We start from the raw sequence: 16,608 nt of genomic DNA, 5'->3' as shown, positions 1-16,608 counted from the left end.
TTCAATGACTAAACCGACAAGCAAATCGAAGAGAGCACATATTATTTCTCATACGCACTGGGATCGGGAATGGTATCTGCCGTATGAGAAGCACCATATGCGATTGGTTCAACTGGTGGATTCATTACTGGATCAGCTCGATCAGGGCCCTGATTTCAAAAGTTTTTACCTGGACGGCCAAACCATCATTATTGAGGACTATCTCCAGGTTCGACCTGAGCAGAAGGAACGGCTGGAGAAGCATATTCGTGATGGACGAATTGTCATTGGACCATGGTATATCCTGCAAGATGCCTTCCTGACCAGTGGTGAAGCGAATGTACGTAATATGCAGGTCGGGCATCGGGATGCAAAGCGTTACGGGACACCTTCAAAGATCGGATATTTCCCCGATACCTTTGGACTGGTGGGTCAGACACCACAGCTTATGCTGCAATCGGGCATCGATAATGTCTTCTTCGGACGGGGTGTGAAGCCAACGGGCTTCAACAACACGGTGTCTGACGCTGGATACGAATCCAGTTTCTCAGAGCTGATGTGGGAAGGACCGGATGGATCGAAGGTGCTCGGTGTTTTATTTGCCAACTGGTACTCCAACGGGAATGAGGTTCCGGTGGACGAAGCTTCGGCTCGCAAGTTCTGGGAAACCAAGCTTGCGGATGCAGAGAAATATGCATCGACGAATGAGCTGTTGTATATGAACGGGTGTGATCACCAGCCGATTCAGAAGGATCTGCCAGAAGCCATCCGTATGGCTGAACAGTTGTATCCCGATATCGAGTTTGTTCACTCCAACTTCCCTGACTATCTGTCAGCGTTGAAAGAATCTGCGGTTCAAGAGCTGTCTGTTGTAAAAGGAGAGCTGCGCAGTCAACGTACCGACGGCTGGGGCACTCTGGTGAACACAGCTTCGGCTCGCGTTTATCTGAAACAAATGAATCAGTTGGGACAGGCCATGCTGGAAAAGGTGGCTGAGCCACTGGCTTCGTTCGCGCACCTGTTAGGGCATCCTTACCCTCATGATCAACTCACTTATGCCTGGAAAACGTTGATGCAGAATCATCCGCATGACAGCATCTGTGGCTGTAGCGTAGACGAGGTGCATCGCGAGATGGTCACACGCTTCGATAAAAGCCGTCACGTCGCTGAGGCCCTGATTGAGGACAGCACCAGCCAAATCGCAGCAGCGGTAGATACTTCAACCTTTGAACGCTATGGTGAAGAAGCGCGGCCTGTGGTTGTGTTTAATACATCGGGATGGGAGCGCAGCGGTGTGGTTCAGATGGAACTGGATGCGGCCCGTCTGTACTTCCGCGAAGGTTTCTCATTGGAGGATATGGCTGCCAAAATGAACGCCATTGACCTGTCAGGCCGTATATTGGTGGATGAAGAAGGTAAACCAGTTCCTTGTACGGTAGAGGATTTGGGTCTGCAATTCGGCTATGATCTGCCGGATGACCGATTCCGTCAGCCCTATAGCTGTCGCCGGGTCAGCATTACGTTTGAAGCAGGGAACGTGCCTGCACTTGGCCTGAAGACGTATGCTTTGGTTCGCATGAACAGCAATGCTGCGATTGATTCAAATGCTGTTGCTGGGGAGTCTGTAGATACCAATGCGAATTCAACTACACTGCTGCGTGGTGAACGTGGCATGGAAAATGAATATTTTATCGTAAATATTGCAGACAACGGTTCATTTACACTCACAGATAAACGGACAGGACGGACGTACAAGGATCTTGGCGTGTATGAAAATGTCGGCGATATCGGCAATGAGTACATGTTCAAACAGCCGGAGAATGAAGTGGCATTAACTACGAAGGATCTTCGGGCAGAAATTCAGGTCATCGAAGATGCGCCTTACAGAGCATCCTACGAAATTGTTCATCATTGGGAGATTCCTGAGTCCGCGGACGAAGTGCTTGATCGTGAGCAGCGGGAACTGATCTATTACCCGCATCGCAAAGCGCAGCGTTCCAAGCAAATGGTGACGCTCAAGATCCGAACCATTGTGTCGTTGAGCCGCAGTGGGAAAGGTGTCAAGCTCGAAACAACCTTCAACAATCAGGCGAAGGATCATCGGGTGCGGGCACTCTTCCCGACGGATCTGACAGCGGCTGTTCATCACGTGGACTCGATGTTCGAAATTGCTGCTCGTGATAATACGCCTGCACCGGAATGGCAGAATCCAAGTAACACTCAGCATCAGCAAAGTTTTGTTGATGTGAGCGAGGATCAGGCTGGATTGGTTGTAGCCAATCTGGGTCTGAATGAATATGAGGTTCTTGAGGATGGACGGAATACAATTGCCGTAACATTGCTTCGTGCGGTGGGAGAGCTTGGAGACTGGGGATTGTTCCCGACACCGGAAGCTCAGTGTCTCGGAGAGCATTCCTTCCAGCTGGAGATCATCCCTCATGACGGGAACGGAGCTACCTCCGGAGCATACATTGAAGCTTACCAGTTCCAGATTCCATGGACTGTGGCTCAGACGGACGTACACCCGGGTTTCCTGACGCCAAGCAACACACCGTTTGAGTGGCAAGGGGACGGTCTTGCGTTTTCTTCACTGAAGGTGAACGAGGATTCGGGTGATCTGATGTTACGTTGGTATAACATGAGATCTAATACGACGGAATTGAAATTTGCTGCTTCGGAGTCCATCCCGCAAGCATTGGCAGACGCATATCAGAGCAACATTCTGGAGGAAGAGACAGGCAAGCTGAATGCTTCTATTATAAATGAATCCTCGGCTGCTATGATTAGCAAGGAATGGGCTTTGCAGGCGGGACCTTGCGAGATTGTTACCGTGGGGTTGCGTCGTTAATTTGGCAAGCGTGATCGGATCCATTCTTTGTGTAGAGTCTACCTGAAGTTCAACGGACTGTCATGGAATGGATAATGTTTTTTCCAGCTGAAAATGTTGAGTTATTCCTCAAGTTTATATAGAATGAACAGTAGCATTACAAGCGATCGAAGGTTACCCTGCCATCATGATGGTCATCGTAAAATTCAATTGTTCATTCTATATTGAAACTATTAAGGAGGCTTGAAGCCATGGAATCCTTGGGAGGACTGCTTCAGCAGCTGAATCCTTCCTTTCGTGAACAGTCGCGGCGGATTGCGGCGGAATTGATGGAAGATCCGTACGTACGCGAATTCCGCGCAGGTCATCCTGAACTGAAAGATGCACAGCTTATTACCGATCTGAGCAAGCTGTATCAGTATGCCAAAGATTCGAAGAACTGTGCGAATTGTCCGGGACTCGACAACTGTCCTAACGATTTCCAGGGTCACTTTTGCAAACTGGAAGTAGAGCATTTTAACGGTAAACCCGAAATTATAGATAAAAAAGCACCTTGTTCCAAACATATCGCCCGGCAAAACGAGCATGTTATCAAGCAGAGAATCCGCAGTTTCTATGTGGACGAGCGTGCGCTTAATGCAGGATATAACGATGTGGAAATTATGGGCAAGGATCGGATGCGTGCTCCGGCGGTGAACCAGGTTCTGCGTTATATTAACGAGACCAAGGAGAATGGATTGTCTCCGCAAGGACTGTTTTTGGAAGGATCATTTGGAACGGGCAAGACGTTTCTAATGTGTTATCTGCTGCATGAACTCGCGGTTGTGGGCCACACAGGTGTCATTATCTACATGCCTGACTTTGTGGAAGATCTGAAATCCATGATCAGTGAAGGAAACAAGCTGAAGGAAACGACGGATATTCTGAAAAGCTGTGATCTGCTCATCTTTGATGATATTGGGGCAGAGAATCTGAACCCATGGGTTCGGGATCATGTGATGGGTTCCATTCTAAATTATCGTATGAATCGCAAGCCTACATTTTATACGTCCAACTACAACTTGGATGGGCTGGAGAAACATCTTAGCTTCACCAGCAGGGACGGCGAGGAAATGAACAAAGGCCAGCGTTTGATGGACCGGATTCGTCCGTTTGTGGATGTCATCTCGGTTCGAGGTGAGAATCAACGGGGCAAACGTTAATCCCTATTATGTCACCGATCTTATCTGATTATTTTTACACATATAGTCGAGTCCCAAAAAAAGCCTGGCTTTCGCATTGTCGCGAAAACCGGGCTTTTCTGGCCTGCGTGCAGCCTGAAGATCCTATTCGGTAATAAATTTGAAGATAACCATTCCGAAAAAGATGACCGTCATCAGGCCGGCCATGCCAGTAACACCCGCTATAAGATCAAACAGATCGTTACGGGGTTCCTCGTTCACATGTTCACGCGGGTCGTTGATTCGCACATTTGCATCCATGGTATTGCCTCCTTATGGGGATTACAGCTTGCCCTTACAGGGAGCTGAAGCCCGGAGTAATTTTAGTATACTTGGAAAAGAAAGCGTTTGTAAAGATTTTGCAGTGATCCTGCCAAGTTCTTCAATTGTGAAGATTTGATGTTGGGAAGATGAACATTGATGCGTTCATTTCACAAGTTTAAAGTACCTGTGTTATACTGGAAGTGTCGTTCACGACGTTACAGGTTAAAATAAACCGTAAGTATATATAAGGAGGACAATTTCATGGCTATTGTTAACGTATCCGATCAATCCTTTAACGCTGAAGTCGAAGGCGAAGGAACGGTTCTTGTTGATTTTTGGGCGCCTTGGTGTGGTCCTTGTAAAATGCTCGCTCCAATCCTGGAAGAGCTGTCCACTGAAGTTGGCGATGCAGTGAAAATTGCTAAAGTCAATGTGGACGAAAATCCGGAATCTGCTTCCCGCTTCGGCGTAATGAGCATTCCAACTTTGATCTTCTTCAAAGACGGTCAACCAGTTGATAAAGTGGTTGGTCTGAACTCGAAAGATGCTCTCAAAGGAATTATCGCAAAACACCAATAAGTTACCAGGCTTACACATACGCCTCCGGTTATACGCCGGGGGCGTTTTGCGTCGAAACCTTTTATATAGGACAATATAAAGTATAATTATTTTTACACGATAACGTAGAGTGCAGGACCGATCTGGGGAAGCGTAGCGTTCCCAATTATTCTAAGACTTTTCCCTTATATATTATTGGATCTAATTATTTACACAGTAACGGAGAGGACAGAAAAAACCTGGAAAAGCGGAGTGGTCGCATTTATCACCGGATTTTCCCTTTGAAAAAAGGGAATCGAAAAAATCTGGGGATAACAGCGATTGGAAGGTTGTTCTGTCATCGTAGTGTCAGTGTGAAATATCTTTTAGTTCAATTAAAATAGAAAGGAACTCATAGAAAATCCGGGGATAATGACGATCGAAAGATGGTACTGCAATTGGAGTGGTACAGTGTAACCTTTATTTATACTTTTTTCGGGAAGGAGGACCCACCGAATTATGGATGAATTCCTTACAAACGTGCAGGAACAGGAGAAGGCACTGGAGCAGATCCGCCACAAGCTGGCTTTGCTACCCGACATGTCCGGCTGTTACCTGATGAAAAACAGTGAAGGTACCATTATCTATGTAGGTAAGGCCAAAGTGCTGAAGAATCGCGTAAGATCTTATTTTATCGGCAGTCATAATGGGAAGACCCAGCGCCTGGTGTCTGAAATCCGTGATTTCGAATATATCGTTACTGGCAGTAACATGGAAGCGCTCATTCTGGAGTGTAACCTGATCAAAAAACATATGCCGCGGTATAACGTGCTGCTCAAGGATGACAAGACATTTCCTTACCTTAAAATTACGAATGAAAAGCATCCCCGGCTCGAAGTGACCCGGCGTGTGCTCAAAGATAAAGCCAAATACTTCGGACCTTATCCGAACTCGTATGCGGCACACCAAACGAAAAAACTGCTTGACCGGATGTATCCGCTGCGCAAATGCGGCGTAATGCCAAAGGAAGTTTGCCTGTATTACCATATGGGTCAGTGTCTGGCTCCATGTGTTCAAGAAGTGGGCAAGGAGCAGTATGATGAGATCTCCCAGGAGATCAGTTCCTTTCTGAGCGGCGGGCATGAAGAGATCAAGAAGGATTTGCAGCGCAAAATGCAGGAAGCGGCTGAGGACCTTTATTTTGAACGTGCCAAAGAGCTTCGGGATCAGGTTATCGCCATTGACGCGATGATGGAAAAACAGAAAATTACGATGGCGGACGCCAGAGACCGCGACGTATTTGGTTTTGCCATTGATAAAGGCTGGATGTGTGTCCAGATTCTATATATGCGTCAAGGGAAAATGATCGAACGTCACGTATCAACATTCCCTTTTTACGGTGAGGCATACAGTGATTTTATGTCTTACGTGACCCAGTACTATAGTGATAATCCAGCATTGCCGCAAGAAATTTTACTGCCGGAAATGCCGAAGAATCTGGAAGATGGTGAAGTCAACGAGGATGCTGTATCTGATGCTGATGGAGCGCGATCTGCGGCCGTGACAGCTGAGTCAGAACAGACAGCACGGTTAACACAAGATTCAATTATGGAGCCACGTGTTGCCGAATCCCGTGCATCTTATGGAGATATCCAGCCAGAGGTAGATTCAGAAGAAGCTGCGATGGTCATTCAGGACAACGCTGTTGCTGAGGCGGATGTATTGGCTGATAAACAGGCCCCAGGCCTCGAAGATCCTTCTCAGGTCGCAGCTGCATTGCAGGAATGGCTGGAAATCAAAGTCCACATCCCGCAGCGTGGGTTGAAACGACAGATGATTACGATGGCGGTAGATAACGCACGCGTAGCGTTGGAGGAGAAATTCCGTCTGATCGAGCGCAACGAAGAGCGAACCTCAAAGGCCTCGGAAGGCTTGGGACGTTGGATTGGCCTAGATCAGCTGCGCCGGATCGAAGCGTTTGATAACTCAAACATCCAGGGAACCAATCCGGTATCTGCGATGATTGTATTTACCGATGGCAAACCGGATAAGAAAGAATACCGCAAGTATAAAGTGCGCTCGGTAGAAGGGCCAGATGATTATGAAACGATGCGAGAAGTTATCCGCCGCCGTTACGAGCGGGTGCTGAAAGAAAACTTGACCCAGCCTGACCTGATTGTTGTCGATGGAGGCAAAGGCCAGATTTCGGCCGCCGTGGACATTTTGGAGAATGAATTGGGATTGTTTATTCCGGTATGTGGTTTGGTGAAGGATGCGAAGCACAAGACCTCGCAACTAATGATCGGCAATCCGCCGGAAGTCATTTCCTTGCCACGCGACAGTCAAGAGTTCTACCTGCTGCAGCGGATTCAGGAAGAGGTCCACCGTTTTGCAATTTCGTTCCACCGGGAGCAGCGCGGAAAATCGATGGTGACTTCTCGTCTGGATGCTATTCCAGGTATAGGTGAAAAGCGGCGCAAGCTGCTGCTGAAGCATTTTGGCTCTTTACGCAAAATAAAAGAGGCCAGCGTCGAAGACTTCCGGCCTCTATCTATTGGTGACAAGCTTGCGAATCAAATTATTGCAGCACTTCGTGATGAGGAGTCGTAACATACGGCTTCTCTTTTTTGTTTGGATTCAATTTGTAAATGACATAACCAACGATCCCCGGAAGTACAATCCAGAAGAGTCCGGCGGAGATGTTGAGCGCATCACCCATGAAGATCAGGCTCAGGCCCATCAACAGGCTGTCAAAGATAACATGTGCGAATACAACGGCAATGAAGCCGTGCCGCAGCATGATCAGACTGAACAAGAGTCCAATGACTGTCAGCTCAATCGGACGTGTAATGACGGGATAGATGGGATACAAGGTGTGACCCAGTGCCCAGATCAATGTTGGGATGAGGCAGGCAATGAACGTATTGCGTACTACCTTCTGCATCATGCGAATTCCGAACAAGCGATAGACTGTTTCCTCACCAATCCCGGCCATCCAGGCCATAATCGGGAAGATCCAGGCATAACTCATGTTGTACGTGGACTGATCAGCCGACGTTGTCGACCAACTTCCAATACTCCGCTCCAAAATAAAGAACAGTACAGATTGCACGCCCAGTAGAATCAAGGCCCATAGGTAACCTGTATACATACTGTGCAGCACATATTTTCCATATCCGGGCTCTTTGGCGCGAGGCCAAGGATTCAGTCCGATTTTACGCCACATGCCGTCACCGGCAACGAGCGACAGATAGATGGTTGCACTCATGACCAGCGTGATCCCTGCCTGCATGACCATCAGGAAGGTCAGCATAAAGTTCGATAGCCCTTGCGCCTGAAATAGCGGCATCATGTTCAGGGTTCCAATAACGGAAGCCGCAAAGTATACCAGAGACAGTACGATTCCGCGTTTGAACGACGTGTGTGCTCTCGTCAGAATACTGTAGATGATCGCGAGCACGCCCAGCACAAAGGTCAGAAAAGCATAACCACCGTAAGTCATCCAGTTGGCTTGGCGGGTCTGATTTTGTACATAATCGGTATGGGAGACAGGGACCGAGAAGACCGATTCAAAGGAGCGGACGGCTCCGTTTTCAAACGTAAAGTTCAGTTCCAGCTTGGAATCTCCAATTTGCTTTTCATTATCCGTGTATTTCAGTCCCGCTTCTTCTTCACGGGTGTCGAGCTGAAGTTTCGGTACATTATACCCGAATTCGCCAAGAACACCAGCGGCTAGCTGCTCTTTCTCATTTAAGGAAAGGTTATCTTCGGCTAAACGTTGGGCAGCATTCACTTTACTTTTGTCCTGCTCAGCCTCGATGGATGCATACAGGGAAGAAGGGAGCTCACGTTTGAAACCGACCACTTTTCCTGTTCTCATATGTACGTCAACATTCAAATAACCGCCTTTGTCCTGATCGGGCAAACGAACGCGGTACACATCGTAAGGATAGGTTGTTTCCCATTTCTTATTATAGGTTTCTAACTGTTTGGTTTTAGCCATATACCCATAGATATCGGAATGGGTTTGGTATGTTACCAACTCGTTTCCAGTCTTCGTCGGCAGGGTATAATCGGATAGAGAAGCTGCAAAAGATCGAGCCGACTCTGCCGCTTTCTCCTTGCTTATGAAGGATGTAGACTGGATATCAGTCGTTTGCGATGAGGTGGCAGGGAAGATTTGAAAAACAAAAAACAGAATCAGACCAATCGCCGCAAGCAACCCTAAACGCTTGAAGTTAGCTTTGAGTACCAAAGGCTGCCCTAAGGGATTCATTTAATATTGTTCCTCCTTTATTAATATGGATATTAAAGTAAAGATAGCACAGCCCAAGCCCCGAATGCCAATGGTGAAACGAGAAGCGGTGCAAATGCATGAAAACGAATGAAAATGATCGAAACAATCTGATCTATCCGTCGCCATATCTGAGTTTTTCCCTTTTTGACGGAATTCGATGCTATTTACACAAAAATCGTTTTGTATACAAACGCCGCAGCGCTTATAATTTTGAATCAAATGTCCAATATTCCGCATGTCTTTAGGCTAACAAGGGAACGAATAGAATGTATTCCAACCTAATGTTATGTGATTCAACGATAATGCATACATGTTTACGCTCCGAAATGGAGCTTTCCAAGTGCTTGGGTATTACGAAGAGCGTTATGGAAAAGCGCTTCGGAGAAAGGCTCCACGTCGTGGAGTCATTTTCTTTTTGGCAGAGGTGGATGAAACTCAAGTGAAAATGAATGTTCAATGGATGCGGCTATCGCCACCCCGAATTCTGGTCCTCGGGTTCGCAGGTATTATATTGCTTGGGACACTTTTGCTGATGCTTCCGGCATCCAGTCGAAGCGGGGTCAGCCTTCCTTTTATTGATGCGCTCTTCACCGCGACTTCCGCAGTCTGTGTAACAGGGCTGGTTGTCGTGGACACGGGAACTCACTTTTCGACGCTAGGTCAGGTCGTGATTGCAATCCTGATTCAAATTGGCGGACTCGGCTTTATGACGATGTCTACACTGGTGGCGATTGCGTTCAAACGACGCATCTCTCTGCGTGAGCGCTTGATTCTACAGGAGGCAATGAACCAGAGCACGATGGAAGGGATCGTCCGCCTTATTCGCAAGGTTGTAGTCTACTCACTCATACTGGAAGGCATATGTGGCACACTGTTTGCCATTCGCTGGTCGTTCGATATGCCGGTAGGGCAGGCCATATATTATGGATATTGGCATGCCATCTCCATGTTTAACAATGCTGGGTTCGACATGTTTGGAGAATTCCGCAGCTTTACCGGATATGTGTATGATCCGCTCGTCAATTTTACAGCTATGTTCCTGATTGTTTCCGGCGGCATTGGTTTTGTTGTTCTGTCTGATCTAGTTGAATATCGGAGGACGAAGAAGCTGTCGCTGCACTCCAAGGTGGTGCTGCTGACGACAGGATTGTTAATCGTATGTGGTGCATTGGTTATTTTTGTGTTTGAATTCAGCAATCCCCGTACATTAGGTGGCCTGAACTGGGGCGGCAAAATATTGGGTTCTTTCTTCCAGTCCATCACGCCGCGAACAGCTGGTGCTAATACGGTAGACATCGCCGGGCTGAGGCAGGCAACGCAATTTTTCATCATTATATTAATGTTTATCGGGGCTTCTCCAGGTTCTACAGGAGGCGGGATCAAAACGACCACCTTTATGATTATGATCGGGGCTGTTGTCGCGATGATTCGTGGGAGGGAAGATATCGTCTTTTTCAGGTACCGGCTCTTACAGGAACGGATTTTCAAAGCATTGACGATTACGCTCCTCGCACTGTTGCTGATTATCGCGGTTACGATGGTGCTTAGTACAACGGAAGACAGCAGTTTTCTGACGATTTTATTTGAGACGACATCAGCTTTTAGTACGGTCGGTTTGTCTATGGGACTTACGCTGAAGCTGACCACGATCGGCAAGATTTTGATCTGTTTCACCATGTTTGCAGGGCGTCTTGGGCCGATTACACTCGCGTATGCACTTGGACAGAAAAAGGGTAAAGAATTGTACAGGTATCCGGAAGGCAAAATGATTATTGGATAAGGGGTTCGTGAAGAACAATGAAAACACAGCAGTTTGCGGTGATTGGGCTTGGGCGCTTTGGCTCCAGCCTGGCACAGGAATTAATGGAACTTGGATATGAAGTGCTGGGTATCGATAAAAATGAAGAAGTCGTCGATGACATGAGTGAATTGGTCACCCATGCCGTCGTCGCGGATTCGACGGATGAGGAAGTGCTGCGCTCCCTGGGTATCCGCAATTTTGACTGCTGTATCGTTGCCATCGGGGCGGATATCCAGACCAGTATTCTCACTGCCATTTTACTGAAGGAACTCGGTGTGAAAACAGTTGTGGCCAAAGCCATTTCGGTTCTTCATGGACGGGCACTGGACAAGCTGGGGATCGATCGTGTCGTTTATCCAGAGCGTGACATGGGAATCCGGGTTGCCCACCAGCTTGTTACGCCGAATCTGCTGGATTATATCGAATTGTCCGATGATTACAGTATTGTGGAGATGAAGGTTCCAGCCTGTCTGCACAATAAAACGCTGTCCACGCTAAATGCACGAGTGCGCTTTGGGTGCAGCATTGTAGCTTTGCAAAAGGAAGCCGGGGTCATTATTGCCCCGACTGCACTAGACTCGCTCCAGATGGGTGACATTATGGTCATTATCGGTATGAATGATGACATTGATCGGTTTGAGGAAGAAGTGATCAGCCAGGAGAGCTGATTCCTTGAAACGGAAAGATGACTGCTGAGCGTGGAGCTCAGCTAATATATGAATGCTAAGGCGTCGTAGTCCTCCGTGAGGGCAGCGGCGCCTTTGCTGTAAAGAGCGCAGCCGTTTCCCTGACCCACTGTCTGGAGGTTTGGCTGAGGTTTTCCTTTTCCCCGTAGATCATGCAGGTTGTACGCCGTGTCTGTTGCAGCTGAGGCAGATATACAGAGACGAGATCATTATCCGCAAGCAATTGAGGGCGGAGATATGACTTGGGAAGCAGAGCTGCGGCTTTGCAGGTAGGCAGAAGGCGGACAATCGCTTCAAAGGAATCAATCTCCATGCGAATATCCGGCATCACGGCGCAGCGCTGGAAGAGGTCGTCGGTTAATTTGCGGTACCATGTCCCTTTGGAGAACGTAATCATCGGCAGGTCCTGCAAATGCTCCATGCCGGCCTCCTTGCCGGACAATGGATGCGTCAATGGTACAACCAGCTCCAGATGATCATCGAAGAGCGGCACACAGTTCAGGCCGGCCTCGCTAATAGAAGACGCAACGATGCCCACATCCGCTTTTTTATCCCGGACAAAAGAGACAATTTCATGCGTTTTTCCTGTCACCAGCTTAATCTCCGCATTAGGATGTTTCTCCATAAAGGCATTAACCAGCGGTGGCAATGTTGTTTGAAGGGTCGTCAGACTGGCTCCAAGCGTAATTGAGCTTTGCTCTTCGTCCTTATACTGCGCCAGCATGGTTAAAAATTTCTGCTGCTGCTGTTTCTGCTCTATCGCGAAAGTGTAGGCGACCTGACCTACGCTGGTTAATTCGAGTCGTTTACCACGGCGATGAAAGAGCGCCACCCCGAGTTCATCCTCCAATTTGGCGATTTTGCGTGATAGTGCGGGCTGTGAAAGATTCAGCAATTTCGATGCACGGTTCAGACTGGACTGCTCCACAACCGCCGCAAATGCGTTTAATTCCTCGAACATGAGCACTAACCTCTTTTCTAATGAAGGTACTTTGCGTGAGGCATCTCCTTGTCAAATATTTCTCCATGTTGTATGGCCTGCACGACCGATGTTTATAACTTATACCTATAGGTTATAACATTTAATAATTATATTGCAATTCCCTTATAAGAAAAAAAGGAGTAACATGAACCGTGACACAAGTTGTTCACACCTGAAGAAAACGGAACAATTTGTCGAACCTTTCCGTGGGGAAGGTTTGTGTCATGATATGTGAAATTATTTATGAAAACGTTGTATTTAGCGAAAGGGGATCGACATTTTATGAAAGGGTTTTACTCCAGAAAGCTGCACTCCTTGCTTGGCGTCATTCCGCTCAGTCTGTTTTTTGTTGAGCATCTGGTGACGAACTTCTCGGCAGTTGAAGGCGGCAAAGAAGGCTTTAACGGTGCTGTTGCATTTCTGAACAGTCTGCCACTCGTCATTGTTCTTGAAACGCTTCTCATCTGGCTGCCGCTGTTCTATCACGGTGTATATGGTTTGTACATTGCCTATCAGGCCAAGCCAAACGTGGGACGTTTTGGCAACGAGCGCAACTGGCGCTATACGTTGCAGCGCGTCAGCGGTGTTATTACGTTTGTGTTCGTTATCTGGCACATTTGGGAGACTCGTTTCCAGGTTGCGCTGGGGAACGTTACACACGAAGAGCTTGGCGGTGTCATACATGACATCGTGATGAATCCGGTGACGTTTATTTTATATCTGATCAGTGTGGTTGCGGCATCCTATCACTTTGCCAACGGCTTGTGGTCGTTCCTGGTTAGCTGGGGGATTACCGTCGGTCCGCGTGCGCAGCGTGTATCTTCCTACATCTGCATGAGCTTGTTTGCCATCGTAGCCATCATGTTTATTGTATCGCTGCTTGCTTTCCGGAGCATGGATTTCCAGGTAGCGACTTCAATGATTGACGCAGTTAAGACAGTTCTGATTTAAGCATTTAGACTTAAATGCTGACTTATAAGGGAGTGAACAGCAATGGCATCATCTAATATAATTATTGTGGGCGGCGGTCTCGCGGGGTTGATGGCGGCGATCAAATCGGCTGAAGCCGGAGTCCATGTTCATTTATTTTCACTGGTTCCTGTTAAAAGATCGCACTCCGTATGTGCCCAAGGCGGCATCAACGGTGCGGTAAATACCAAGGGTGAGGGCGACTCCCCGTGGGTACACTTTGACGATACGGTATACGGCGGCGACTTCCTCGCGAATCAGCCTCCGGTCAAAGCAATGTGTGAAGCGGCACCAGGTATCATTCACCTGATGGACCGTATGGGCGTAATGTTCAACCGGACACCGGAAGGTTTACTTGATTTCCGTCGTTTCGGCGGCACGAAGCATCACCGTACAGCGTTTGCAGGTGCAACAACAGGACAACAATTGCTCTATGCGTTAGATGAGCAAGTACGTCGCTGGGAAGCAGCGGGTCTCGTTACGAAGTATGAGAACTGGGAGTTCCTGCAGGCTGTTGTGGATGACGAAGGCACCTGCCGCGGGATTGTAGCACAGGATCTGAAAACGATGAAGGTACAAACGTTCCCGGCAGAAGCGGTTATTCTGGCGAGCGGCGGCCCTGGCATTATTTTTGGTAAAACAACCAACTCGGTTATCAATACAGGTACTGCAGCAAGTGCGGTGTATCAGCAAGGTGTAAATTACGCGAACGGTGAGTTCATTCAGATTCACCCGACAGCCATTCCAGGCGACGACAAGCTGCGTCTGATGTCCGAATCGGCTCGTGGTGAAGGTGGACGGATCTGGACGTATAAAGACGGTAAGCCTTGGTACTTCCTTGAAGAAAAGTATCCGTCTTACGGTAACCTTGTTCCTCGTGATATCGCGACGCGCGAAATTTTCAGCGTCTGCGTGGATATGGGCCTCGGCGTGAACGGCGAGAACATGGTATACCTCGACTTGTCACACAAAGATCCGAAGGAGCTGGATGTGAAGCTCGGCGGAATCATTGAGATCTACGAGAAGTTCATGGGTGATGACCCGCGCAAAATTCCGATGAAAATCTTCCCGGCAGTCCATTATTCCATGGGCGGCATGTGGGTAGATTATAACCAAATGACCAACATTCCAGGACTGTTCGCAGCCGGTGAATGTGAATACCAATATCATGGTGCGAACCGTCTGGGTGCGAATTCTCTGGTATCGGCAATCTACGGTGGTATGGTTGCTGGACCGAAAGCGGTTGAATATATCAAAGGACTCAAAAAATCGTCCGCAGATATCAGTTCTTCCGTATTCGATGGTTATACTAAGCGCCAAACCGATAAGTATGAAGGCATCCTGAACATGCAGGGCAGTGAAAACGCCTATGTCATTCACAAAGAGCTTGGCGAATGGATGACAGCGAACATGACCGTTGTACGCTACAACGATAAACTGGAAGCCACTATCGGCAAAATCAAGGAATTGAAAGAGCGTTACGGCAAAATCAACATGTACGACACTTCCGGTTGGAACAACCCGGGTGCGGCATTTACCCGTCAGCTGTGGAACATGCTTGAACTGGCAGAAGCGATGACTCTGGGCGCACTGCTGCGTAACGAAAGCCGCGGAGCGCATTACAAACCGGACTTCACTGAACGGAACGACGAGGAATTCCTGAAAACCACGATCGCAAGCTGGTCGAAGGAAGGTCCAAAAATTTCGTACGAGCCTGTAGACGTTTCCCTCATCCCACCACGGATCCGGGACTACTCGAAGGATTAAGTAAAGCGAAATCTTGGCCTATTAATAAAGTTAAAGACGTAGCACTGAACGGAGCAGGCAGAAGAATACTAAAGAAGCGAAGCATTCGCCAAGCTTCACAAAGTTACTGCCAACCAGAATGAATTATTGCAACTTTCAGTAAAGCGACTCTATAAGCACGGGTAGCGGAGGAGACGGAAATGTCCTGAAGAAGCAAAGCGTTTGCGATGCTTTAGAAATTAAATACTGCATCCAGCATGAATGGATTGCAGTTTCCAGCAAAGCGACCCCACGTGCACAACGTAGCGGAGGAAGCGGAAATGCCCAGAAGAAGCGAAGCGCTCGCCTTTATCACCAAATTTTAACCCTGTTAAGGGTTGATTCAGAAAATTTGGGGATAACAGCGATCAGAAGGGCATTCCGCAGCCGAAGCGCCACCCATGCGCCGAAAAGATCACTTTGCGCATAAGCAACACCAATCATCGTCACCAAAGGAGGGGACAACGATATGGCGGACACAGCTACAGCAAAAAAAACCGTCAAGTTTATCATCACTCGTCAGGACAGCCCGGAGTCATCTTCGTACAACGAAGAGTTTGAACTCCCGTACCGTCCCGGCATGAACGTTATTAGCGCCCTGATGGAGATCCAACGGAACCCGGTTAATACGGAGGGCAAGTCTATTGCCCCGGTCTGCTGGGAATCGAACTGTCTCGAAGAAGTCTGTGGAGCATGCTCCATGGTCATCAACGGCAAACCGCGTCAAGCGTGTGCAGCCCTGATTGATAAGCTCGAACAACCGGTTCGCATCGAACCGATGAAAACCTTCCCGGTGGTTCGTGACCTCGTCATTGACCGTACCCGGATGTTTAACGCCCTCAAACGGGTTAAAGCTTGGATTCCGATTGATGGTACCTATGACCTTGGTCCAGGTCCGCGGATGCCGGAGAAGAAGCGTCAGTGGGCTTACGAGCTATCCAAATGTATGACATGTGGTGTATGCCTCGAAGCATGCCCGAACGTGAATGAAAAAACAGACTTTATCGGTCCGGCTGCTCTTTCTCAGGTACGTCTGTTCAATGCTCACCCAACAGGAGAGATGAACGCCGAAGACCGCCTGGAAGCACTTATGGAAGATGGAGGTATTGAGGGCTGTGGGAACTCGCAGAACTGCGTGCGCTCTTGTCCAAAAGGTATTCCATTGACTACTTCCATTGCCGAAATGAACAAACAAACGACCAAACACATGTTCAAACGCTGGTTGGGCGTGTAATCTAGTCATATAAAATGCAGAACTTCA

The 16,608-nt window shown here is 48.1% G+C and carries 12 protein-coding genes; 9 read left to right on the top strand and 3 right to left on the bottom strand.

What is annotated here, in order from left to right:
• Positions 1 to 4: 4 nt before the first annotated feature.
• Positions 5 to 2,827: an alpha-mannosidase gene (locus tag P364_RS0124235; RefSeq protein WP_024632633.1), complete on the top strand. Its 2,823-nt coding sequence runs from the start codon at positions 5 to 7 to the stop codon at positions 2,825 to 2,827.
• A gap of 230 nt (positions 2,828 to 3,057) precedes the next feature.
• Complete coding sequence (dnaI, locus tag P364_RS0124230; protein ID WP_024632632.1) at positions 3,058 to 4,008, top strand: primosomal protein DnaI; 951 nt, start codon at positions 3,058 to 3,060, stop codon at positions 4,006 to 4,008.
• Between the two features lie 123 nt (positions 4,009 to 4,131).
• On the opposite strand, the gene P364_RS37435 is transcribed toward dnaI, so the two are convergent.
• Positions 4,132 to 4,287, bottom strand: coding sequence for a YqzM family protein (locus P364_RS37435; RefSeq protein ID WP_094937839.1), 156 nt, complete (start codon positions 4,285 to 4,287; stop codon positions 4,132 to 4,134).
• Positions 4,288 to 4,551: 264 nt separating this feature from the next.
• Here P364_RS37435 and trxA point away from each other — a divergent pair, with 264 nt between their 5' ends.
• Entirely contained in the window at positions 4,552 to 4,869 is a 318-nt protein-coding gene (gene trxA, locus P364_RS0124220; protein WP_017692451.1) for a thioredoxin, read from the top strand.
• 477 nt (positions 4,870 to 5,346) lie between these two features.
• Complete coding sequence (gene uvrC / locus P364_RS0124215) at positions 5,347 to 7,437, top strand: excinuclease ABC subunit UvrC (protein WP_024632631.1); 2,091 nt, start codon at positions 5,347 to 5,349, stop codon at positions 7,435 to 7,437.
• Here uvrC and P364_RS0124210 read toward each other — a convergent pair.
• Positions 7,406 to 9,103: a CPBP family intramembrane glutamic endopeptidase gene (locus P364_RS0124210; protein ID WP_024632630.1), complete on the bottom strand. Its 1,698-nt coding sequence runs from the start codon at positions 9,101 to 9,103 to the stop codon at positions 7,406 to 7,408. The two genes, uvrC and P364_RS0124210, sit on opposite strands and share 32 nt — an antisense overlap.
• 466 nt (positions 9,104 to 9,569) lie before the next feature.
• Between P364_RS0124210 and P364_RS0124205 the strand changes: the two genes are divergently transcribed.
• Positions 9,570 to 10,904, top strand: a complete 1,335-nt coding sequence (locus P364_RS0124205; protein WP_029881260.1) for a TrkH family potassium uptake protein — start codon at positions 9,570 to 9,572, stop codon at positions 10,902 to 10,904.
• A gap of 17 nt (positions 10,905 to 10,921) precedes the next feature.
• On the top strand, positions 10,922 to 11,593 hold the full coding sequence (locus tag P364_RS0124200) for a potassium channel family protein (RefSeq protein WP_024632628.1): 672 nt from the start codon (positions 10,922 to 10,924) through the stop codon (positions 11,591 to 11,593).
• A gap of 55 nt (positions 11,594 to 11,648) precedes the next feature.
• Here P364_RS0124200 and P364_RS0124195 read toward each other — a convergent pair whose 3' ends face one another.
• On the bottom strand, positions 11,649 to 12,572 hold the full coding sequence (locus tag P364_RS0124195; RefSeq protein ID WP_024632627.1) for a LysR family transcriptional regulator: 924 nt from the start codon (positions 12,570 to 12,572) through the stop codon (positions 11,649 to 11,651).
• Positions 12,573 to 12,875: 303 nt separating this feature from the next.
• Between P364_RS0124195 and P364_RS0124190 the strand changes: the two genes are divergently transcribed.
• From P364_RS0124190 to sdhB, 3 genes are all read left to right on the top strand, one after another.
• Positions 12,876 to 13,544, top strand: a complete 669-nt coding sequence (locus P364_RS0124190; protein ID WP_024632626.1) for a succinate dehydrogenase cytochrome b558 subunit — start codon at positions 12,876 to 12,878, stop codon at positions 13,542 to 13,544.
• 42 nt (positions 13,545 to 13,586) lie between these two features.
• The gene (sdhA, locus tag P364_RS0124185) at positions 13,587 to 15,329 is read left to right on the top strand and encodes a succinate dehydrogenase flavoprotein subunit (RefSeq protein WP_024632625.1); all 1,743 of its coding nucleotides are present in this window, start codon (positions 13,587 to 13,589) and stop codon (positions 15,327 to 15,329) included.
• A gap of 487 nt (positions 15,330 to 15,816) precedes the next feature.
• Positions 15,817 to 16,581: a succinate dehydrogenase iron-sulfur subunit gene (sdhB, locus tag P364_RS0124180; RefSeq protein ID WP_024632624.1), complete on the top strand. Its 765-nt coding sequence runs from the start codon at positions 15,817 to 15,819 to the stop codon at positions 16,579 to 16,581.
• The last annotated feature ends 27 nt before the right edge of the window (positions 16,582 to 16,608 follow it).

It is taken from the genome of Paenibacillus sp. MAEPY2 (assembly GCF_000499205.1).
Taxonomy (GTDB): domain Bacteria; phylum Bacillota; class Bacilli; order Paenibacillales; family Paenibacillaceae; genus Paenibacillus; species Paenibacillus vandeheii.
Note: the sequence above shows the minus strand (reverse complement) of the source record. Positions and strands in the feature narration are given on the sequence as shown.